This window comes from Porphyromonas gingivalis ATCC 33277, assembly GCF_000010505.1.
GTDB lineage: Bacteria > Bacteroidota > Bacteroidia > Bacteroidales > Porphyromonadaceae > Porphyromonas > Porphyromonas gingivalis.
Genome location: NC_010729.1, coordinates 1,520,556 through 1,543,077, shown reverse-complemented (window position 1 = coordinate 1,543,077; position 22,522 = coordinate 1,520,556). Strand labels below are relative to the sequence as shown.

The window sequence follows — 22,522 nt, the reverse complement described above, 5'->3', positions numbered from 1 at the left end:
GACGATGAAGATCGATTTCTTTTTGGCCGGACGGCTCTTTAGGGGCGGAGGGAAAGAGGGGAAAGGAATAGCCCCTATTGTTCGTCTCTCTGTGATCGGTATCATGCTCAGCTTGATGGTCATGCTCATTACCGTGTCGATAGCCGGTGGCTTCAAACAAAATATCCGCAGTCTGGTATACGGCTATACGGGACATCTTTGCATTGCCCCCGTGGCCGGAACTTCAGATCATTTCAATGCTCCGGTCGGGATGCTTGAAGCTATAACCTCTGTCGAAGGTGTGGACCGGGTAGTGCCCACGATCGAAATGACAGGTGTTGCCAAGACAGACAGTGCTTTTGCCGGTATTCTACTGATGGGGGACAATTCACTCCGAACTCGCAATCCGCTCTTCGGTCAAACCGTTTCGGGAAATTATCCGAGCTTTAGTTCTGCCGATACGGTACCCAATCCTATTCTTCTGCCACAAGTTACTGCCGACAAACTTCATCTCAAGATCGGCGATAAGCTCCGCATCTATTTCGCCGGTACGGAACGAATGCGTTTGCGCGCATTCACAGTTGCAGGAGTTTATAGCGGAGGCAAAATGGATATGCCTGTTGGCTTGGTCTCTGCTGATGTACTCCGCCGAGTGGGTGGGTTGGGTACTGATGACGTTAGCCGTTTACTCATTTATGCCTCTGATCCGGACGAAACAGATCTCGTTGTGACGCGAGTGTTCGATCGCCTTTCGGAAACACTCTACGTCGGAGAACAACGACTGACCATCAATACGGCTACAGAACTGAATCCGATGATTATGGATTGGCTCTCTGCCTTGGACACCAATGTTGCTATCCTGCTGACACTGATGGGATTGGTCGGAGGCTTCACGATGATAGCCGGTCTGATTGTTTTGGTCATGGACAAAACGCAGTTTATCGGCATGCTCAAAGCTTTAGGCTGTGGTGAACGGTTGCTTCGCCGCATATTCCTCTATCTGGCTATGATGCTCGTTGGTCGTGGTATGATCTGGGGCAATGTTTTGGCTCTTATACTCTGCCTCCTGCAGCAACATTTCCGTTGGTTGCGTCTCCTCGATCCTGATATTTACTACATGGACTATGTGCCTGTTCAAGTGGACTGGCTCGTATGGATTCTCGTTAATTTGGGTACCCTCCTCGTTACCTTCTTGATGCTCCTTGCTCCATCGCATATTATTTCGAGAATTTCCCCCGTCAAAGCCCTTCGCTTCGAGTAATCGCTCACCAGGGAATAGGATAGGTCATCTGTCCATTTGAGACCATTACACAATAACCCTTCTACCCCCCCCCCCTCATATTGGTCAAGACCAGGGCAATCGCATTTGAACTGTTAACACATTTATAAACCTAACGATTGCTACACTCGGTTATCAAACAAGTACGAATTAATGGGGCCTTTGGACAATAAGCAGGCACTTTTGTTCATTCATTTTATTGTGTGTCAGGCGACCATTTGGTACACGCCTTATTTCCACTGGTGGAAAGCTATCTTTCCACCAGTGGAAATCTTCTTCTCTTTAATGAGTGCCCCTTTGAGACGTCCAACGACGTTACCGGCAACAGCACTTGTGCTCCTCCAACCATCGCCTTGCTCCCCGTGTATGCACCTTGTGTGCCACGCTGTGCCGTCTGATTCACATTGCGTCCATACAAGCCGATACCGCCTCCGACTCCAATAATCCATCCGGCTAACGTCGTTACACAGTAGCAGCCAACAATACCAATGAGGAGAAACTCGCTCGAATGAAGCCGCAAAACCAATTTAAGCGTCGGCCCCGGGTCAAGACAGACACAAGCATTGATTTGACGAAGAAAGGAGTACTCTATGCAGTCTCTGCGAACCTCAACTTTTATAATTCCGGCAACTCAGCGGTACCCAACACTTTAAGCTGTAATAAACGAAAAGAGAACCATCGGTTCATTCCTCCTCTATGGCAGGAGATGAACCGATGGTTCTCTTTTTCCCGATTCCCCGATTGGGGGGCTATATTTCAGCCTTATGCCTTTGCTCTACGGCCAAGAATAATGTGGGCGAAGAAGCCTACGACGACCAAAAAAAGACCGATCATCAAGCTCTTGTCGCTGATCGAATTCGTGAATGCGGGGATGGCCAGTACCAAAACGCCAACGAGCAATATGATGGCTCCCAAGTATTTTCCGATTCCTTCCATTGTGAGTATGTTCGTTTTATTTGTTTTCGTTTTTATCTCTGCAAATAAAACAATAATCTGCCGAATACAGAAATTATTGCACGAAAGATTCATTACTTTTGTCCGTAATCAATACGAAAAAGATGAATACTATCGGACGCTTTCTTTTTCTCATCTATTTCTGCCTGATCGGCGCCCCTCTTTTCCTCCTGCTCACTATATTGACAGCACTGACTACCACTGTAGGCTGCATGCTGGGAGGCAGTAGAATATTCAGTTATTATCCCGGGATGTTGTGGTCGCGATGTACGCTATTCCTCTTTTTGTGCCCCATTCGAGTCAGAGGGCGAGAGCATATCCCGGGTAAAGGGCCTTTCGTCGTTATGGCCAATCACCAAGGCGCTTGCGATATTTTCATGATGTACGGCTATCTCGGTATTCCTTTCAAATGGGTATTGAAAGAAGGTATTCGCAAATTACCCTTCGTAGGCTATGCATGCCGGTCGGCCGGATTCGTATTTGTCGATGATACTCGCCCTTCCTCTATTGCTCACACTATGGATCAGGCCAAGCGTGTTTTGGCGGAAGGTACTTCCATTTTTATTTTCCCGGAGGGTAGTCGTACTCGCAACGGCCGGCTGGCTCGCTTTAAAAAGGGTGGCTTCCTGATGGCGGACGAATTGGGTGTACCCATTATTCCCGTTTCGTTGGATGGCTCGTATCGCGTGCTTCCCTCAGGGAAACTCATCCCACGCCCTCATCGCTTGACGCTGACGATCCATCCACCTCTGTCCGTTGCAGATTTTGGAGAGAGACCGTTATGTATATCCGAGGCGGTGCGGGAAACAAGCCGACGAATTGCTTCGGTGCTACCGGAAGAAATGGCTGCAACCCAATCGAAGTAGCGAGGTAAAGCCTTATGGATCATAGCCAACTGACCGCCCAAGCAGTAACTGCGCATTTTGAAAGTATCGGTAATCCTGAGCGTGCCGGACAGATGCAGCGGTTTTTTAAGACTGCTCCGGGCGAATATGCTGAGGGAGACCTTTTCCTCGGAATATCCGTTCCCGACATTCGCGCTTATGAGAAGACACATAGGCCTTGGAGGGTGGAAATCCTCGCTCTTTTGCTGCAACAGCCTTATCACGAGGTGCGGCATCTCGCACTTATCGGCATGACCGAACTATACAGACGTGCTCGGTCGGAAGCAGTACGGGAGGGGCTATTAGCCTCCTATCTGAGCCATACGACTATGATCAATAACTGGGATTTGGTTGATGTATCCGCACCCGGAATAGTAGGCGAATATGTCCATGCTCATCCCATCGAGGGCAATGCCTTGCTGGATAGATTGGCCGATTCATGCTTGTTGTGGGAACAACGAATAGCGATGGTAGCCAATTGGCGACTGATCCGATACGGAGAGTACGAAGCTACCATTCGCATTGCCGAGCGATTGCTCCACCACCCACACGATCTCATTCATAAAGCAGTAGGCTGGATGCTGCGTGAGATGGGTAAAAAGCAAGAACGGCTCCTGCTTGCTTTCCTTGACAAACATGCCGCCACTATGCCACGGACAGCTCTCCGCTATGCCATGGAAAAGCTCCCGTCCGATCTGCGCTCTTACTACCTGACCAAAGGGAAATAATCTACCTATAACTTTTATATATCATTTATAGGCGGAGCTGCGAAAAAGAATAAGCCGAGCAAAATAACAGACAGAATAAATCAAAAATAAAAGGCAAATATTGAGTCAATATCTGCCTTTTTCTCTTTTTCCAGTCGGGGTGACTGGATTCGAACCAGCGACCACACGCCCCCCAGACGCGTACTCTAACCGGGCTGAGCTACACCCCGCTTGCTTATTGCGTTGCAAAGGTAGGTTTTTTTATTTACCCTCCAAGAGTTTCGCGATAAAAATCGAAACATTCGTGCAACATTTTCTCCGTTATCTCACATGGTTCTGCCGGTAAGCCTATCCCTTTGAGGGGAATGAGCCTGATTTTGCCTTCCAGATTCTTCTTGTCCTTCATGCAAAAAGCCGTCAGAGCCGGATATTGCTTACAGGTGAAAAAGAAGGGTGAGTAGTATTCTTTGGACCATGAGACCAGTGAGTAGAGGATCTCTCGAGGGAAACTATGTGCCACCACCGAATAATAGAGTTCGCAGATAAGGCCGATCATGACCGCATGGCCATGCGAGAGGCCTACATTTCCCGGTAAGCTATAGGAAAAGCTCTCTACCGCATGCCCGACGGTATGTCCCAGATTGAGCATGCTTCTAAGTCCGGATTCGTGCAAGTCCCGATTTACTATCGACTCCTTGAAAGTTACGCTATGCCGGACGATCTCTTCCCATGCCTCCATATTATTACCGAACGGATCGAAAGAAATAACTTCTTTCCATTCATCCGCTCCCATGAGAAGAGCGTGCTTTACCAATTCGGCATGTCCCGACAGCAGTTCACGGTCGGGTAGGGTGGACAGGAAAGCACAGTCACAGAAGACCGCTTTCGGCAGATGGAAAGTGCCTATCTCGTTTTTGACGCCTTCGAAGTCTATGCCTGTTTTCCCTCCGACCGAAGCATCTACCATCCCCATTAGCGTTGTGCTGAGGTTTACCGTCCGGATACCTCGCTTATAGACCGAAGCGACAAAGCCGCCCAAGTCCGTAATCGTACCGCCTCCTATATTCAATAATAGAGAGTGGCGCGAAGCACCTCTTTCGCTCAGCCATCGCCATAGGGGCAGGCAGTTTTCCCACTGTTTGATCGTTTCCCCTCCGGAGAGCAAATACCAATCATCCGCGGCCGTTAGTGCTCTGATCGCAGCAATTCGCTCTGCATGCAGCGTTGCCACTGCCTCGTCGCACAAAACGAACAATCGGTCGTAAGCCATACCCGACAGTGCAGGTACCAGCTTACGACCGATAATATCTGTTCCGACGATGACCACAGGCTATAGGGGGATCAGTCCGTTAGCTCTGCTTCGGTCAGTATCTGCTGAATGGCAGCAGGCAATCCTTTAGGATTCTTGCCACCCGCCGTAGCGAAGTGTGGCTGTCCACCACCACCGCCCTGTATATGCTTGGCGGCACTTCGTACCAGTTTGGCTGCATCCATCCCTCCCTCCGTGAGATCTTTCGAAAGCATCACTGTCAGCGCGCATTTTTCACCACCTTCGGTCGTTCCCGCTATGAGGACGAAGCTCTCTTGCAGTTCGCCGGCAATTTGGAAAGCTATATCCTTGGCCGTCTCTGCCTCCATGATCTCCTGAAAGAGGAAAAGACGGATACCACGGCGACGAACATCCTGCTCGAGAAGCGACTTTTTGAACTTCAGCATGCGCTCGTGCTTCATGTCCGCTATCTGTTTTTTCAGACTTGCATCCTCTTCGAGCATTTTCTTGATGGACTTGATCAGGTTCGGATTGTTGTTGAACAGCTCCTTTACAGCCAGCAGAATATCTTCTTTCTCGTATATGAAACGTTCGGCACCGATGCCCGTTACGGCTTCGATTCGACGAACCCCCGATGCTATCGAACTTTCCGTAACGATACGGAATGTCCCGATCATGCCTGTAGAGGGAATATGTGTACCTCCGCACAACTCTACCGAAGAGCCGTACTTGAGTACGCGCACTTCTTCGCCATACTTCTCTCCGAAGAGAGCCATGGCTCCCATAGCCTGTGCTTCGGCAATCGGCACATCGCGAAACTCTTCCCGTTGGAAGTCGGCACGTATCCGCTCGGATACCAATTCTTCCACCTTGCGGATCTCCTCCGGAGACATCTTGCCGAAGTGGGAGAAGTCGAAACGAAGCACCTCCGGGCTGACGAACGAACCCTTCTGCTCCACATGCGTTCCGAGGACTTCGCGCAGAGCTTCGTGCAGCAAGTGCGTAGCCGTATGGTTGGCTTCTGCCTGGCGGCGTTTGTCCTGATTGATCCGTGCCACGAAGGTGTCTGTCGTGCTTTCGGGCAATTTCTTCATCAGGTGTACCGAGAGATTGTTTTCGCGTTTGGTGTCGAATATATCATAGGCTACACCCGATTCGTCGATCAGCTGACCGCTGTCGCCTACTTGCCCACCCATCTCTGCATAGAAAGGAGTGTCCAAGAGTACCACCTGAAAGTATTCCTTGTTTTTTTGTTTCACCTGACGGTAGCGCAGGATCTCTGTTTCCGTTTCGGTGAAGTCGTATCCTGAGAATTTGGATTCACCCTCACGCAGCACTACCCAGTCACCGGCTTCTACGGCAGCGGCATTACGGGCACGCTCTTTTTGCTTCTGCATCTCCGTGTCGAAGCCTGATTCGTCCACCGTCATCCCATTTTCCGATAGGATCAGGGCTGTGAGGTCGAGGGGAAATCCGAACGTATCGTATAATTCGAAGGCAGCGACACCGTCCAATACGGTGGAGCCGGTAGCCTTATTGTCGGCTATTTTTTTCTCCAGCAGGCGGATACCCGTTTCCAGTGTACGCAGGAAGCTCTCTTCCTCTTCTTTGATCACGCGGCTGATCAGTTCGCGCTGTGCTTGCAATTCGGGATAAGCATCGCCCATCGTATCGATCAGTGTCGGCAGCAATCGGTACATGAACGCTTCGCGGCAGTGCAGGAAGGTGTAGCCATAGCGAACCGCACGGCGAAGGATACGGCGAATGACATAGCCGGCTTTGGCATTGGAGGGTAATTGGCCATCCGTGATGGCAAAGGCGATAGTCCGGATGTGGTCGGCTACTACGCGCATGGCTATATCCGAGGCGGAATCCTCTCCATATCCGATTCCCGTCATCGTAGCCAAAGCATGGATAAGGGGCTGGAAGACATCCGTATCGTAATTGGAAGTCTTGCCCTGCAAGGCCATACACAGACGCTCGAATCCCATGCCCGTATCGATCACCTTGTGTGGCAGAGGCGTCAGGGAAGAATCGGCTTTCCGATTGTATTGCATGAAGACGAGGTTCCATATCTCAATGACCTGCGGATGGCTCTTATTGATCAGCTCCAAACCGTTTATTTGGGCACGCTCTTCGTCCGAACGCAGGTCGATATGTATTTCCGAGCAGGGACCGCAGGGTCCGGTATCGCCCATTTCCCAGAAGTTGTCATGCTTATTGCCGTTGATGATTCGTTCTTCAGGCAGAAACTGTGCCCAGTAAGATGCCGCTTCGTCGTCGCGGTCAAGGCCTTCTTCGGGGCTGCCTTCGAATACGGTAGCATAGAGACGCTGAGGATCCAGACCCAACACCGTCACCAAGTATTCCCAAGCCCATTCGATGGCTTCTTTCTTGAAGTAATCGCCGAACGACCAGTTGCCGAGCATTTCGAACATGGTATGATGATAGGTGTCATGGCCTACCTCTTCGAGGTCGTTGTGCTTGCCGCTTACACGCAGACACTTCTGCGAGTCTGCTACACGAGTGTATTTAGCCTCGGTATTTCCGAGTATGATATCCTTGAACTGATTCATGCCGGCATTGGTGAACATGAGCGTGGGGTCGCCTTTGATCACCATGGGGGCAGAGGGAACGATTTTATGACCTTTTGAGGCAAAAAAAGTCTTGAACGACTCTCTGATTTCTTTTGACGTGAGCATATTCGATTGCACGTAGTAGGTTGTTATTCTTTGATAATGAGGACAAAAATACGAATTTCTTTCCTCACAGAGGGATAACAGAGAGAGTGGAACAGATGTTTTTCTGTGCTATATCTTATGTCATAACCGAAGGACTGTTACAAATGAATCGAGCATAAAAAGATTAGAAACAGATATTTTCCGGTGAGAACCTGCTTTCTGTTAGATTGTAAGCAGTTTATATTAAATCGTATAGTGAAAAAGGCTGTTTGTGAGATGATAAAACGTAGGCACCCGTCAAATTCGTAGAAGAATTCGACGGGTGCCTTATTCGTTTGGAGGATGAGCGAGGACTATTGCATTTGAAAATTTATGCTGTTGCTTTGTCTTTTTCTTTTTCAGGACTGTTACATTAGAAATCGGATGATGTTTTGGCAGGTTTTCTGAGGGCATTTATCTTTTTGCAGAGCATTGAATGAGACCTGTTGCCGGATGTGGAATCCAAAGATGCTATAGCCATCATTTCGTTCTATCTCACGTCGGCTTTCGTGTAAAGGAAGATTGCGAATTTAGTTTGCTTGAAAAGCAGTGGTTTTGAGCAACATTCGAACTGCCGATTCAGGCTTATATTCTTCGCTCATTACACTATATCGATCACAAAGCTAAAGGATTGTACCCGCTCTAATGCCTTTTAGGGGATTGAACTTTTTCCTTACATTTGTCTGCGATGAAGCTCTCTATGAGGAGTTGAATATCGCTGTCCTGAGAGCCTTTCATCCGAATGAAATTATATGGATAAACGATTAAATGATAGTTAGATATGTGCTGCGAATACTCTCTTGCTCCTAATCTTTTCGGCCGATTAAGCCGGCCGATATTATATATATACCATCTTGGTATTGGGACGAATAGTATAATCTCCATGATCCATAAGCAGCAATAAGGTCTCTTACAGTCCCTTCAAAAGAATAAGGCACCCACATGATTCGAGCTGAATCATGTGGGTGCCTCTGTTTTATAAACTTTCGAAGTGGCCTTTTCGGCTTTTGATTTATATAGAAATGACTTTTGATCTATATATAAATTGAAAACGATTTATATACAAAACGAAAACGATCTATATATTTATCGTAAACGATTTGTATATAGATCGTTATCTTCTCTTCCAAATGTCATATTTCGACTTGAAAAAGTCCGTATCCTCAACTTTTCGACTTCAATGTCCACTTCCTTTCACTTGCTTATTTGGAATCATTCCAAACTCCTCTTCGTTGTTGAAAACTTTTTTGGCACGTGTTTAGCCTCAGTTCGATCTGTCTATATACCGTGGTTTCGTCTTTGCTCCGAACCCTATCTAGTTGTCCCATAAGGGCTTTTTAAGGGATGGCTAATGTGTTAGGCTCTTCTAATTGGGCCTGAGCCATGTATATTGGCTCATAATTATGCAATATCGTTTCCTGATAATGTCAGAAGGGGTTGTCGATTCCCGATGCTTCGGCGAGGAAATCGGCCTCGGATGTGCCGGAGGAATAGGGGCCTGAAAGGAGGGGATTTTCCTCCGGTGGAGGTAGGGGAGGGGCGAACGATCCGTTGCCGACACCCATTTCCACGGGTGAGCCTCCGATACGGGAATGGCGTTTGACCATGCTCTCGGCCTCAAGAGGTAGGAACTTGGCAAACTCGCTGCGGAAGCGCAAACGTACATCATCCACAGGACCATTACGATGCTTGGCGATGATAAATTCGCCTATGCCCAAAAGGGAGTTGCCCTGCTGGTCTTCCGTGATCTTGTAGTATTCGGGGCGATGGATGAAGCATACCATATCGGCATCCTGTTCGATGGCTCCGGATTCACGCAAGTCGGATAGCTGCGGACGTTTGCTGTTGATGTCGCCCTGACGGGTCTCCACACTTCGGTTGAGCTGGGAGAGAGCGATAATAGGTATCTTCAGCTCCTTGGCCAAAACCTTCAGAGAACGTGAAATGGTACTGACTTCCTGCTCGCGGTTGCCGAACGACATTCCGCTGGCGTTCATGAGCTGAAGATAGTCGATGATGATCATCTTCACGCCATACTCGCGTACCAGACGGCGCGATTTGGTACGCAGTTCGAAGACGGAAAGGGAAGGAGTATCGTCTATGTAGAGGGGTTTGTTTTCGAAGTCTTTCAGCTTGGTATCGAGTTGTACCCATTCGTGTGATTCGAGTCGGCCGGTCTTCAACTTCTCACCCGGAATCTCGCAGACATTGGACATCAGACGCTTGACCAGCTGCACACTGCTCATTTCCAAATTGAATATGGCTACGGGTATATTATAGTCGATAGCCATATTTTTGGCCATGGAAAGCACGAATGCGGTCTTTCCCATAGCAGGACGGGCAGCAATGATGATCAGATCGGAAGCTTGCCAACCGGCCGTGAGCTTGTCGATAGCGGGGAAACCGGATGGTTGACCGCTGAGTCCTTCCTTACGGTTGGCTGCAATCTGGATTTCGCCCAAGGCCTCTTTGATAATCGGGTCGATAGGCTGGACGTCCTGCTTCATGTTGTGCTGGGAGATCTCGAACAATCGTCCCTCGGCCTGCTGCAACTGATCCTCTATGTCCTCCGTGTCGTCGTAAGCCTTCTTCAGAACTTCGCTGGAAAAGCCGATTACCTCACGGCTCAAAGCTTTCTGTGCCAATATCTTGGCATGAAATTCCAAGTTGGCCGAGCTTGCCACTTTCAGCGTCAGGCCGGCTATATAAGAGGGGCCACCGACCGCATCGAGATTGCCGTTCTTTTTGAGCTGCTCCGTCACCGTGAGCATATCCACGGGCTTCTGATTGAGTGCCAGCTGCGTAATGGCCTCGTAGATCAGTTCATGGGTTTTGAGGTAGAAAGTACTGGGACGCAGCATTTCGCCCACTTGCATATAGGCATCTTTTTCCAGCAGGATAGCCCCCAAAACAGCCTCCTCCAGTTCGGGAGCCTGTGGTGGAACACGTCCCTCCAAAGGCGCTGTGATGCTCTCCGGAGCAGGACGTTTGGTGCGGGACTTCGTTGTGGCCATAGCAATAGGGTGGGGATTATGAAAATACCTCGGATCAGTCCAGTTTGAGGACAGCGAGGAAAGCCTTCTGAGGCACTTCGACCGTGCCTATCTGCTTCATGCGTTTCTTTCCTTCTTTCTGCTTTTCGAGCAGCTTACGCTTACGGGAGATATCGCCACCATAGCACTTGGCCGTCACATCCTTACGGACAGGCTTGATCGTTTCGCGAGCGATGATCTTGGCTCCGATAGCTGCTTGGATGGCTATTTCGAATTGCTGACGCGGGATGAGTTCTTTGAGCTTTTCGCACATGCGCTGGCCGAATGTGACACTGTTGTCCACGTGTGTGAGTGTAGACAGGGCATCGACGGGTTCGCCATTGAGCAGAATATCGAGCTTTACCAGCTTGCTCTCTCTAAAGTCGTGCAGGTGATAGTCGAATGAGGCATATCCTTTGGAGATACTCTTTAGTTTGTCGTAGAAGTCGATGACGATTTCGCCCAATGGAAGATCGTAGAAGATCTCTACACGATCGCCCGATATATATTCTTGCTTCACCAACACCCCTCTTTTGCCCAAACAAAGTGTCATGATAGGGCCGATATAGGCCGTATTGGTGATGACAGAAGCTCTGATGAAGGGTTCTTCTATATGATCTATAAGCGTGGGTTCGGGCAGTCCCGATGGATTGTGAACCTCTTTGCAGCCACCTTTCTTGTCGTACACCTTATAAGAAACGTTGGGCACCGTCGTGATCACATTCATATTGAACTCCCGATCCAATCGCTCCTGCACGATCTCCATGTGGAGCAAACCGAGAAATCCGCAACGAAATCCGAATCCGAGAGCCACCGAACTTTCGGGCTGAAACGTCAGTGAGGCATCGTTGAGTTGGAGTTTCTCCAGGGAAGTACGCAAGTTCTCGAAGTCTTCTGCTTCGATCGGATATACACCGGCGAAGACCATGGGTTTTACCTCTTCGAATCCTGCTATGGCCTCTTTGGCCGGCTTGGCTACATGGGTGATCGTATCGCCGACCTTGACCTCGCGGCTTGTTTTGATACCGCTGATGATGTAGCCTACATCGCCGGTCTTGACCTCCGAGCGCGGCTCCATATCGAGCCTGAGTACTCCTACTTCATCGGCATCGTATTCTTTCTCGGTGGCAATAAACTTGACATGGTCTCCTTTGCGAATACTGCCATTCACCACCTTAAAATAGGCGATGATACCACGGAACGGATTGAAGACCGAATCGAAAATGAGGCATTGCAGCGGGGCATCGGGGTCTCCGGCAGGGGCCGGTACTTGCTCTACGATGGCGCGAAGGATCTGATCTACTCCCTGACCGGTCTTGCCACTGGCGCGGATGATCTCCGAACGATCGCAACCCAAAAGCTCGATGATCTGGTCTTCCACCTCTTCGGGCATGGCACTGGGCAAATCCACTTTGTTCACAATGGGGATGATGGTCAGGTCGTTTTCGATCGCCATATAGAGATTGGATATGGTCTGCGCCTGTATCCCTTGGGCAGCATCGACGATAAGCAATGCCCCTTCGCAAGCAGCGATGGAGCGAGAGACTTCGTAGGAGAAGTCCACGTGCCCCGGAGTATCGATCAGGTTGAGCACATACTTTTCTCCATCCATCTCATAGTCCATCTGAATGGCATGGCTCTTGATCGTTATACCTCTCTCTCGTTCCAAGTCCATATTGTCCAAGACCTGATCTTGCAGATCTTTGCCGGAGACGGTGTTGGTATATTCGAGCAACCGATCGGCCAAGGTACTCTTGCCGTGGTCGATATGTGCAATAATGCAGAAGTTGCGGATATTCTTCATCGATGTTTATTGAGATGGAACCCTTTGATGCTGATGTATGACCTTTTTCGGTCTTTACGCTCGCAAAAGTACAAAAACGGACAGAAAAAGTGACTAAAATATCTTGAGTGTGTTTCCGGTTTACGAACCTAAAATCGAGATTTCCAACCCATCTTTTCAAAGTCGGACTCTATGGAGGAAGATGCGGATGCCAATTAAAATCGAAATGTTGTTTTTTATTGTTTGTTTCACAAAAAGGTGTACATTTGCGGCACCGGAAGCGATAAAGGCTTCGCCATTGTCTCATGGTGTAATGGTAGCACAACAGATTCTGGTCCTGTTTGTCAAGGTTCGAATCCTTGTGAGACAACAAGAATGATCGATGAGCTGTCCCCTTTCAAAGGAGACAGCTTTTTTATTTGTTTCGATCGAACTTTTCTTGGATAATGGATAGTACCGTCCAAGCCAATATACAGACTAAGACGGTGGATCTTTTGCTCAATACTGAAACAAACGTGCAAAATCAACGCCAAAAACCTTATATTTGTTTCCGAAACAGAATGCCGTATAGAATATAGGGTAATCGAAAAATTTTAATGAGTGTGGCGAAAACAAGAGAACTGATGATCGATGTAGCACGTCAGCTCTTTGCCAAGATCGGTGTGGAAAAGACCACGATGAACGACATCGCCGATGCGGCAAACAAGGGACGACGCACGCTATATACTTACTTCAAAAGCAAAAAAGATATCTATTTTGCCGTTGTCCATAAGGAGCTGGACGAACTCTACAGCTCGTTGGAGACTGCTGCTCTTGTGTCTATGTCGCCGACTAAGAAGCTGATGCACTTCATCTATACACATTTGGAAGCAATCAAAGAGATTGTCGTGCGCAATGGTACGCTTCGTGCCGATTTTTTTCGTGATATATGGAAGGTGGAGACTGCTCGTAAGGAGTTCGACCTCAAGGAAGAACATCTGATCTGTTCCATTTTGGACGAAGGTGTTCGGCTTAATGCGTTTTCTATACCCGATACCCATATTACCGCCAAAATCTTGCTCCACTCAATCAAGGGGTTAGAAGTACCGTATATCAGCGGCCATCTTAGGCATGCCGGAACGATCGCGTTCGAGCGAATCAGTGAGAATGTGGAGCATCTGATCTTCCACGGTATCTGTCTCTCTCCGACAGTAAACAGCGGTGAAGAAGAGATTGGAAGTGAAAGTGTTTAAGAATTTAACGATCAATAAATAAACTTCGCGGACATACATATCGTATCGGTAGGTATCTGTCCACGACTAATTAAAATCAAAGTATGAAATTATTGGAGAACAAGGTAGCTCTCATTACGGGAGCCGGACGCGGTATCGGCCGTGCCATAGCTTATAAGTATGCAACGGAAGGTGCCGATGTGGCTATTACTGATCTGAATATCGATGAGGGCGTACAGGCTTTCGTAGAAGAACTCAAAGGGCTCGGAGTACGTGCAGCGGCATACGCTTCCAATGCAGCGGACTTCGATGCTGCGCATACAGTGGTGGAACAGATCAAGGCTGACTTCGGTCGGATCGATATTTTGGTGAACAATGCCGGCATTACTCGCGATGGCCTTATGATGCGTATGACTGAGCAACAATGGGATGCCGTGATCAACGTTAATCTGAAGTCAGCGTTCAACATGATCCATGCCGTGACTCCCATCATGATGGGACAGCGCACCGGCAGTATCATCAATATGGCTTCTGTGGTAGGTGTATCGGGCAATGCAGGACAATCCAACTACTCAGCTTCTAAAGCCGGTATGATCGGTTTGGCCAAGAGTGTCGCCAAAGAGCTGGGCTCACGTGGCGTGCGTGCCAATGCGATTGCACCGGGTTTTATCATCACCGATATGACTGCCGTACTTAGCGAAGAAGTGAAGAAGCAATGGGCGGCACAGATACCTCTGCGTCGTGGTGGTACGCCTGAAGATGTGGCTAACGTAGCTACCTTCCTTGGCAGTGACCTCTCTTCGTACGTGACGGGACAGGTAGTCCACGTTTGTGGCGGTATGAATATGTAATATAGGATCAGAATCAACCTGTTCGGTTCATAGGGCTGTCGTTATGGAAGTCGTTTACGAAGACAATCATCTGATCATAGTCAATAAGGCTGTCGGGGAGATTGTTCAAGGCGATAAGACTGGTGACAGCCCTCTGTCCGAAACGGTCAAGCAGTGGATCAAAGAGAAATATGCCAAGCCGGGCAAAGTCTTCCTCGGTGTAGCCCATCGTTTGGATCGTCCTGTGGCCGGACTGGTCGTTTTTGCCAAAACGAGTAAGGCTTTGGCGCGACTCAATAATATGTTTCGCGATGGGAAGGTGCAAAAGGTATATCGTGCCATAGTCAAACAAAGACCTCCCAAGGATGGAGATACGCTCGTCCATTATATCAGTCGAAACGAAAGACTGAACAAAAGCTTTGCTTCGGTATGCAAAGTGCCGAACAGTAAGAAGGCTTCTCTCTCTTATCGCTTATTGGCTTCGTCCGACAATTACCATCTTTTGGAAATAGAGCTACATACAGGCCGGCACCATCAGATTCGTTGCCAGCTCGCAGCTATGGGTTGTCCTATCAAGGGCGATTTGAAATACGGATTCGGGCGCAGTAATCCGGATGGAGGAATCAGTCTGCTGGCCCATCGAATTCGTTTCACTCATCCTGTCAGCGGCGTCCTCATCGATCTCACCGCTCCTCTTCCCTCGAATGATAAACTTTGGTCTTTGCTTACTTCCAAGGTCGGCGATTAGGCCTCGAATTTATTTGTTTAGTGGGCGATTTCGTCGAGATTGACGAGTTTGTTCATGATGGCATAGATGGTCAAGCCACTGGGGCTGTGGATCTGCAATTTTTTTGCAATGTTGCGTCGGTGGGTTATAACGGTATGTGTAGATAAGAAAAGCTCTTCGGCAATCTCTTTGTTGGTCATACCTTTCACTACTCCTACGACGATCTCTTTCTCCCGATTGGTGAGTGTCTGTTGTTCTTCTCCGCTCTCTTCAGGCTCCAAGGTCTTTTGATAAAGTCTTTCCAATAGCTGTCTTAATTCTTCTACTGTGGCGTGGACGGACAGTGTATCGTCATAGTTGTGTAGCATATTGCTGTCAATCGGCGTAGTGAGCAAACCCACATAGCGCGACTGCGGACATGCTTTGTCGGATTCGTTTCGGGTGAGTCCCGATACGAGTGGATTCATGAAAACGACATCGGGACAATAAAAGGAGATTACATCTACCCAACCATTATCGGCGGGTGCATCTATGAATTGTATCTTGTAGCCGGTGATTTTCTTCAGTAGAGCTTCCAGCCCTGCACGAATCATAGGTAGCGGTTCCACTATCGCTACCTTGAGTGTGATGATATTCATAATCCGTTTTCCTTTTCTATTTTACGAATCAAAGGCACGAAAAGATGGTCTTCGACAAAGTTGTGTGCTGACAAATCGTCTTCCGAGGAGAATATGTCGTGCAGAACGCTGTTGAGTTCGTAGCCACTCGATGTCGGGTAGTATTTGATCAGCAGGTTTTTAAGTTCGGAAATCTTCAGCTCTATCTGATCGTGGCGTTTGCTGAATATATCGATTCTGTAGTGCGAACGTTTGTCCAACTTTCCGTCCAAAAGTTTTTCCACATAAGGGAAAACCGTTTTCTCTTCGTAGCTCATGTGCTTGCGTACTTCCTCCACATACTCATCATAGAATTGACGAATGACGAATACCACTTCGGATGGGCAGTTGGACAGTGCGGCCAAAAGGTCTTGACGGAGCAAAGGCAGACGAAATTCGAGAAAATAATTATGCGACTTTCGCAGATAGTTGATCAGGGAAGGAGCTGACAGATCTGACAAGACAGTCTCGGAAGGGTGCTCGGGACGGTTGATAAGTGCATTGATTACAGCCATGAGGGTATTGGTGTTTACCTTATTGTCCTCACAGACTTCTCGTATGCTCTTTTCTCCGAAACCAAGCGAAATACCAAAGCGCGTAATGACCAGTAGTAAGTCGTAATTCTCGCATATCAAGTCACTTAGCTTTGTATTGGGTGAGTATGATTTCTTTATGTGATGTGTTGTCATACGAAAAAATATTGTTTTGTTTCAAACAAAAGTATAGTTATTCCGCCTAATCGACAATCCCCACATATAGGTATCTGCTTGAAATCAAATGATTTCGCACTCGATCGTTCTCTTTTCTTATGTTGGTTCGGCTTAAACCCCTTCAAAGAGGGAATGGCATTTATTCGTCAGAATCCTGTGGAGAGGTCTTTGTCTTTCTTTTCGTCTTCATTGATTTTGTACTGCTTTTTAGTCGCATATTTATGAGAATAATCCATACTTTTGCAGCGAATTTTAATGAATCCAACTAACTTAAAGCAATACGGAGGTAGTAGAATGAAGAACATCCTGATTATCGGCTCTACCGGACAGATCGGATCGGAGTTGACTATGGAGTTGAGAAAGCGTTATCCTCAGGGAAACGTTGTAGCGGGTTATATCCCCGGTGCAGAGCCTAAGGGCGAACTACTCGAAAGCGGTCCTGCCGAAATAGTAGACATCACCAATGCCAAGCAAATAGCAGAAGTGGTGGATAAGTATAAAGTAGATACGATTTACAATTTGGCTGCCCTTCTCAGTGCCGTAGCAGAAGCCAAACCTCAGTTAGCATGGCATATTGGTCTGGGAGGACTTTTCAATACACTGGAAGTAGCTCGTGAAAAGAATTGTGCAGTGTTTACGCCCAGCTCTATCGGTGCTTTCGGCAATGATACTCCTAAGGATAAGACCCCCCAGGATACTATTCAGCGTCCCAAGACCATGTACGGAGTAACGAAGGTCAGTGGCGAGCTTTTGAGTGACTACTACCACAAGCGTTTCGGTGTAGATACACGTTCGGTTCGTTTCCCCGGTTTGATCTCCAACGTCACCCTCCCCGGTGGTGGAACGACGGACTATGCCGTGGATATTTATTATGCAGCTGTCAAAGAAGGACGCTTCACTTGTCCGATTAAAGAGGGTACTTATATGGATATGATGTATATGCCCGATGCTCTTCGTGCATGCGTGGAGCTGATGGAAGCTGACCCTGCCCGTCTGGTACATCGCAATTCGTTCAACATCACTGCCATGAGTTTCGAACCCTCGCAGATAGCGGCAGCAGTGAAGAAGCTGGTACCTGATTTTGTTATGAATTACGAAGTCGATCCTCTTCGTCAAGGTATTGCCGAATCGTGGCCAAACTCATTGGATGATTCTTGTGCTCGTAGTGAATGGGATTGGAAGCCGGATTACGATCTCGATTCCATGTCTGCAGATATGATCCAGATACTGAAAGCTCGCTACGGCAAGTAAACAGTCTTTTTAGCTGCCGATACCGACTTCTTTCGGATATATATCGATCGGCAAAATACTCATGATGGGGGCTGTGTCAAAATTCATTTTTGTCACAGCCCCTATCTTTTCAGTACTCATAATACGATGAAGTTCCAACTTTCACAAACTAGGGCTTTTTTTATTCGCCAATTTCGAGTAACTCAGTGCATATCAATAAATTAATGAGAGACCTTTGAAAAAAGAGGAGGTTATCAAGAATCACCCTTTCAGTGTCATTTTTTCACAGTAGGATGGTAACTGTCGAGGATGATAAAGCTCCCCTTATCCATCGGTCCGACCTCAAAAACAAGGCCGGCCGGTGAGTGTTCGCTCATCCGAGACACATTTGGATATAATGAGATAGAGATTAAAGGCTATGCTTTTGAGGATGTTTCGGTATGCGTTTTGGCGAGGCTTCGATACCGACAACGACCTCCATTAAACCATCGATGCATGCTGCCTTTGAATCAAGTCAATATACTTAATCTTTTGGCGACGTATTCGGATACTGATTTATGTACTGAAAAAGCTGATATTCGGAAGGGTTAGTTTGTGATTTGGACTACAAGGATCTTACTAAACTTTATTTTTGAGAAAAGGCTTGAAAGTTCCAAACACATTAGCTACTTTTGCCGGAGTAATCTCTTACTATTATTTAGAGTTCTCTATGAAGACCCAAGAAATTATGACAATGCTGGAGGCTAAGCACCCCGGCGAAAGCGAATTCCTCCAAGCAGTGAAGGAAGTTCTTCTCTCTGTAGAAGAAGTGTACAACCAACATCCCGAGTTCGAAAAGAACGGTATCATCGAGCGTATCGTAGAGCCGGATCGTGTATTCACATTCCGTGTACCCTGGGTAGATGACCAAGGTAAGGTACAGGTAAACATCGGCTACCGCGTTCAGTTCAACAATGCCATCGGTCCGTACAAGGGCGGTATCCGTTTCCATCCTTCAGTGAACCTCTCTATCCTGAAGTTCCTCGGTTTCGAACAGATGTTCAAGAATGCACTCACTACTCTCCCCATGGGTGGTGGTAAAGGTGGTGCCGACTTCTCTCCCAAGGGTAAGAGCGAAGCCGAAATCATGCGTTTCTGCCAGAGCTTCATGACCGAATTGTGGCGCAACATCGGCCCTGACACCGACATTCCTGCCGGTGACATCGGCGTAGGCGGTCGCGAAGTAGGTTATATGTTCGGTATGTACAAGAAGCTCGCTCGCGAGCACACAGGTACGCTTACCGGCAAGGGATTCGAGTTCGGCGGTTCTCGTCTGCGTCCCGAATCTACCGGTTTCGGTGCTGTTTACTTCGTACAGAACATGTGTAAGCAAAACGGTGTAGACTACAAGGGCAAAACTCTTGCTATCTCCGGATTCGGTAACGTTGCTTGGGGTGTGGCTCAGAAAGCTACCGAGTTGGGCATTAAGGTTGTTACGATCTCCGGTCCTGACGGCTATGTTTACGACCCCGACGGTATCAACACACCGGAGAAATTCCGATGCATGCTTGACCTCCGTGACAGCGGTAACGACGTAGTATCAGACTATGTGAAGAGATTCCCCAATGCTCAGTTCTTCCCCGGCAAGAAGCCTTGGGAGCAAAAGGTAGACTTCGCTATGCCTTGCGCTACGCAGAACGAGATGAACCTCGAAGATGCCAAGACGTTGCACAAGAATGGTGTTACTCTTGTAGCTGAAACTTCTAACATGGGTTGTACGGCCGAAGCCAGCGAATACTATGTAGCAAACAAGATGCTCTTCGCTCCGGGTAAGGCTGTTAATGCAGGTGGTGTTTCTTGCTCAGGTCTCGAAATGACGCAGAACGCTATGCACCTCGTTTGGACGAATGAAGAAGTGGACAAGTGGCTGCACCAGATCATGCAAGACATCCACGAGCAGTGCGTTACATACGGTAAAGACGGCAACTACATCGACTATGTGAAGGGTGCCAATATCGCCGGCTTCATGAAGGTTGCCAAGGCTATGGTAGCTCAGGGCGTTTGCTAATCCCTGATTTCACTCCCCTGCTCATACAGAGCAGATACAAAAACGAAAAAGCAGAGACGTATCTCCCCTCCGGAGGTACGTCTCTTTTTATTTCCACAAACGCTACTGCGTGACTCTATAGCTGCTTTTTATTCAAAATTTATATCCTACCTCCTCGATTGTCGTTACATTTGGAGAGATTCATTCTAAATTCAATAGTAATAATATGAAGAAGAGAAAACAGCTATCGCTGGCGTTGGCATGGTCGCTTGCTTTGCTTCCGGTGGGAGGATACACGGCATTTGCCCAAGTAAACACGACAGCTCAAACGGTGAAACCTCAAAATATAAACCCGATGCAAAAACGTATGTCCTCCTTTCGGCAGGAAATGCTCAGTGAACTGACAGATCTATTGGTGCAACGCTATGGCAAGGAGGTTCATTTCCGAGCCGACCGTGGCACTTCACAAGCAGCGGCTTTATGGCGTGCAGAGGATGGTGACGTGGAGGCTTTTCGCACATTCGTCCTCGAAAATTTCGAGCCTACGATCGATGGTCAGCGCCGTATGTATCGTACACTGGAGCGGAATTTGGAAATCCTCAACGGCTACTTCAACAAGATCGATCTGGCCCTGAAAGAACCCCTCCACCTCAAAGGGCCGGAGATCAGTTCTCTGGATATGATCTTCGGTGGATACAGCGCGTCGGCACACCTGAGCGATGATCTCTATGCCAATAAGGCCGGACTGATAGCTGCACTGAACTTCCCCTACTACTCTCTCGCGGAGAAGATGGAGCTGGGGGCGAAGTGGAGCAGAGAAGAGTGGGCTTTTGCCCGAATGGGCGATCGTTTCGCTTCGCGGATACCGGCTGAAGTGCAGCAATCCGTATCGGAGACCTTGACACGTGGGGATGCCTACATATCCGAATACAATATCTGTATGGGCTACCTACAGCGTCCGGACGGCTCCACACTCTTTCCCCGCAATATGAAACTGATCACGCACTGGGGGCTGCGAGATGAGATCAAAAGCAACTATGCGGACACGAAAGGCGGATTGGAAAAGCAGCGAATGATATACGCGATCATCAAGAGGATCATCGACCAAAGTATCCCACGCGAAGTAATCGACAAGACGGACTTTCAATGGGATCCCCTGAGCAATATGCTCTACGACCCGGCCGGCACTGCTATCCGAGGTCATGCCGAACCCGATACGCGATATGAATATTTCCTGGCCAATTTCCGTGCGATGCAAGCACAGGATGCATACATGCCGCATCAGCCGAACCAGATCCTGCGTGCATTCGAGGGAGAGATGGAGATTCCGCAAGAAGACGTCAAACAGCTATTCGAAACACTGCTCTCCTCTCCACAGGTAAAGAAGGTGGCTCAACTGATCAGCAAACGATTGGGACGCCCGTTGGAGCCGTTCGACATCTGGTACAACGGCTTTCGCTCGCAGTCGGGTATGCCAGAGAGCGAATTGGACAAAATCACCGCAGCTAAATATCCTACACCCGAAGCACTCAAAGCCGATCTGCCGAACATCCTGCGCAAGCTGGGATTCGAAAGCAAAGATGCCGAGCGGATAGCTTCTTTGGTGATGGTGGATCCTTCGCGAGGTGCCGGCCATGCTGCAGGCTCGATGATGCGCAATGACTTTGCTCGCCTGCGCACACGTATCGCCGATACGGGGATGGACTACAAAGGATACAATATAGCCGTACACGAATTCGGACACAATACGGAGCAAACCATCACGATGAACGATGTGGACTACTACATGCTCAACGGTGTGCCGAACACATCCTTCACCGAAGCCGTCGCTTTCCTCTTCCAGAAGCGGGATCTCGAACTCCTCGGTGTCAGCAAGCCCGATGCACAGAAGGAGTACAACGAGGCTCTGACCAACTTTTGGAATTGCTACGAGATCATGGGCGTATCCCTCGTAGACATGGCCGTTTGGGAATGGATGTACACGCATCCCGAAGCCGATGCACACGAGCTGAAACTCGCGGTCATGGACGCGGCCAAAACCGTTTGGAACAAGTACTACGCCGGCATTCTCGGAGAAAAGGACGAGACCATTCTGGGCATCTATTCGCATATGATCAATTATCCGCTCTACCTGCCCAATTATCCGATGGGGCATATCATCGACTTTCAGATCGAACAGTACATCAAGGGCAAATCCTTGGCCGTGGAGCTGAAGCGCATGCTCGTACAGGGACGACTGGTGCCGCAGTACTGGATGAAACAAGCCGTGGGTTCTCCCATATCGGTATTGCCTATACTCGAAGCCGTGGACGAAGCCCTTACGAAAGTGAAATAATCCGGCGACTCTCCCTCCTTTAGACAAGGGGGCTTTAAGGGAATAATTATCGTACTGTACGGAAAAAAAGAGAGATCGCACCTCCAATCTTTAATGATTGTGAGATGCGATCTCTTTTTCTATTTTTTTCGATACTTTCAGAAAAATCGGTTCTATCACTCTATAAAGTTGGGACCTACCTCAATCAGC

17 protein-coding genes and 2 tRNA genes are annotated in these 22,522 nt (G+C 48.3%); 10 read left to right on the top strand and 9 right to left on the bottom strand.

The window, feature by feature from the left end; all coding sequences use genetic code 11:
* Positions 1 to 4: 4 nt before the first annotated feature.
* Positions 5 to 1,240: an ABC transporter permease gene (locus PGN_RS06610; RefSeq protein WP_012458235.1), complete on the top strand. Its 1,236-nt coding sequence runs from the start codon at positions 5 to 7 to the stop codon at positions 1,238 to 1,240.
* A 268-nt stretch (positions 1,241 to 1,508) separates the two neighbouring features.
* On the opposite strand, the gene PGN_RS10625 is transcribed toward PGN_RS06610, so the two are convergent.
* Together PGN_RS10625 and PGN_RS10620 are read right to left on the bottom strand one after the other, a co-directional pair.
* Entirely contained in the window at positions 1,509 to 1,784 is a 276-nt protein-coding gene (locus PGN_RS10625; protein ID WP_231845233.1) for a hypothetical protein, read from the bottom strand.
* Positions 1,785 to 2,020: 236 nt separating this feature from the next.
* Positions 2,021 to 2,194, bottom strand: a complete 174-nt coding sequence (locus PGN_RS10620; RefSeq protein ID WP_230456085.1) for a hypothetical protein — start codon at positions 2,192 to 2,194, stop codon at positions 2,021 to 2,023.
* 122 nt (positions 2,195 to 2,316) lie between these two features.
* Between PGN_RS10620 and PGN_RS06600 the strand changes: the two genes are divergently transcribed.
* Positions 2,317 to 3,078 carry a lysophospholipid acyltransferase family protein gene (locus PGN_RS06600; RefSeq protein ID WP_023847619.1) on the top strand — a complete coding sequence of 254 codons (762 nt, stop codon included), beginning with the start codon at positions 2,317 to 2,319 and terminating at the stop codon, positions 3,076 to 3,078.
* A gap of 14 nt (positions 3,079 to 3,092) precedes the next feature.
* A complete protein-coding gene (locus PGN_RS06595) occupies positions 3,093 to 3,824 on the top strand; it encodes a DNA alkylation repair protein (protein WP_005874778.1) in 732 nt (243 codons plus the stop codon).
* 134 nt (positions 3,825 to 3,958) lie between these two features.
* Here the strand turns inward: PGN_RS06595 and PGN_RS06590 are convergent.
* From PGN_RS06590 to lepA, 5 genes are all read right to left on the bottom strand, one after another.
* A tRNA-Pro gene (locus PGN_RS06590) sits at positions 3,959 to 4,033 on the bottom strand.
* Between the two features lie 35 nt (positions 4,034 to 4,068).
* Positions 4,069 to 5,130 (bottom strand): 3-dehydroquinate synthase, encoded by a 1,062-nt coding sequence (gene aroB / locus PGN_RS06585; protein WP_039417117.1) that lies wholly within the window; start codon positions 5,128 to 5,130, stop codon positions 4,069 to 4,071.
* Positions 5,131 to 5,144: 14 nt separating this feature from the next.
* Positions 5,145 to 7,775, bottom strand: coding sequence for an alanine--tRNA ligase (gene alaS / locus PGN_RS06580; protein WP_012458231.1), 2,631 nt, complete (start codon positions 7,773 to 7,775; stop codon positions 5,145 to 5,147).
* A 1,445-nt stretch (positions 7,776 to 9,220) separates the two neighbouring features.
* Entirely contained in the window at positions 9,221 to 10,807 is a 1,587-nt protein-coding gene (gene dnaB / locus PGN_RS06575; protein WP_039417118.1) for a replicative DNA helicase, read from the bottom strand.
* A gap of 34 nt (positions 10,808 to 10,841) precedes the next feature.
* Positions 10,842 to 12,629, bottom strand: a complete 1,788-nt coding sequence (lepA, locus tag PGN_RS06570) for a translation elongation factor 4 (protein ID WP_012458227.1) — start codon at positions 12,627 to 12,629, stop codon at positions 10,842 to 10,844.
* A gap of 278 nt (positions 12,630 to 12,907) precedes the next feature.
* Here lepA and PGN_RS06565 point away from each other — a divergent pair.
* From PGN_RS06565 to PGN_RS06550, 4 genes are all read left to right on the top strand, one after another.
* Positions 12,908 to 12,978: transfer RNA gene (locus tag PGN_RS06565), tRNA-Gln, on the top strand.
* A gap of 226 nt (positions 12,979 to 13,204) precedes the next feature.
* Complete coding sequence (locus tag PGN_RS06560; RefSeq protein WP_012458226.1) at positions 13,205 to 13,840, top strand: TetR/AcrR family transcriptional regulator; 636 nt, start codon at positions 13,205 to 13,207, stop codon at positions 13,838 to 13,840.
* Between the two features lie 83 nt (positions 13,841 to 13,923).
* Complete coding sequence (gene fabG, locus PGN_RS06555; RefSeq protein ID WP_004584508.1) at positions 13,924 to 14,670, top strand: 3-oxoacyl-[acyl-carrier-protein] reductase; 747 nt, start codon at positions 13,924 to 13,926, stop codon at positions 14,668 to 14,670.
* Between the two features lie 43 nt (positions 14,671 to 14,713).
* On the top strand, positions 14,714 to 15,397 hold the full coding sequence (locus PGN_RS06550; protein WP_012458225.1) for an RluA family pseudouridine synthase: 684 nt from the start codon (positions 14,714 to 14,716) through the stop codon (positions 15,395 to 15,397).
* Positions 15,398 to 15,414: 17 nt separating this feature from the next.
* On the opposite strand, the gene PGN_RS06545 is transcribed toward PGN_RS06550, so the two are convergent.
* A complete protein-coding gene (locus tag PGN_RS06545) occupies positions 15,415 to 16,014 on the bottom strand; it encodes a response regulator transcription factor (RefSeq protein ID WP_012458224.1) in 600 nt (199 codons plus the stop codon).
* Positions 16,011 to 16,721 carry a hemerythrin domain-containing protein gene (locus tag PGN_RS06540; RefSeq protein ID WP_012458223.1) on the bottom strand — a complete coding sequence of 237 codons (711 nt, stop codon included), beginning with the start codon at positions 16,719 to 16,721 and terminating at the stop codon, positions 16,011 to 16,013. Before PGN_RS06540 ends, PGN_RS06545 begins: the two co-directional genes overlap by 4 nt.
* Before the next feature lie 315 nt (positions 16,722 to 17,036).
* On the opposite strand from PGN_RS06540, the gene PGN_RS06535 reads away from it, so the two are divergent.
* From PGN_RS06535 to PGN_RS06525, 3 genes are all read left to right on the top strand, one after another.
* Entirely contained in the window at positions 17,037 to 17,993 is a 957-nt protein-coding gene (locus tag PGN_RS06535; RefSeq protein ID WP_004584504.1) for an NAD-dependent epimerase/dehydratase family protein, read from the top strand.
* Between the two features lie 688 nt (positions 17,994 to 18,681).
* A complete protein-coding gene (gene gdhA / locus PGN_RS06530; protein WP_010956255.1) occupies positions 18,682 to 20,019 on the top strand; it encodes an NADP-specific glutamate dehydrogenase in 1,338 nt (445 codons plus the stop codon).
* A gap of 205 nt (positions 20,020 to 20,224) precedes the next feature.
* Positions 20,225 to 22,333, top strand: coding sequence for a hypothetical protein (locus tag PGN_RS06525; protein WP_005874408.1), 2,109 nt, complete (start codon positions 20,225 to 20,227; stop codon positions 22,331 to 22,333).
* The last annotated feature ends 189 nt before the right edge of the window (positions 22,334 to 22,522 follow it).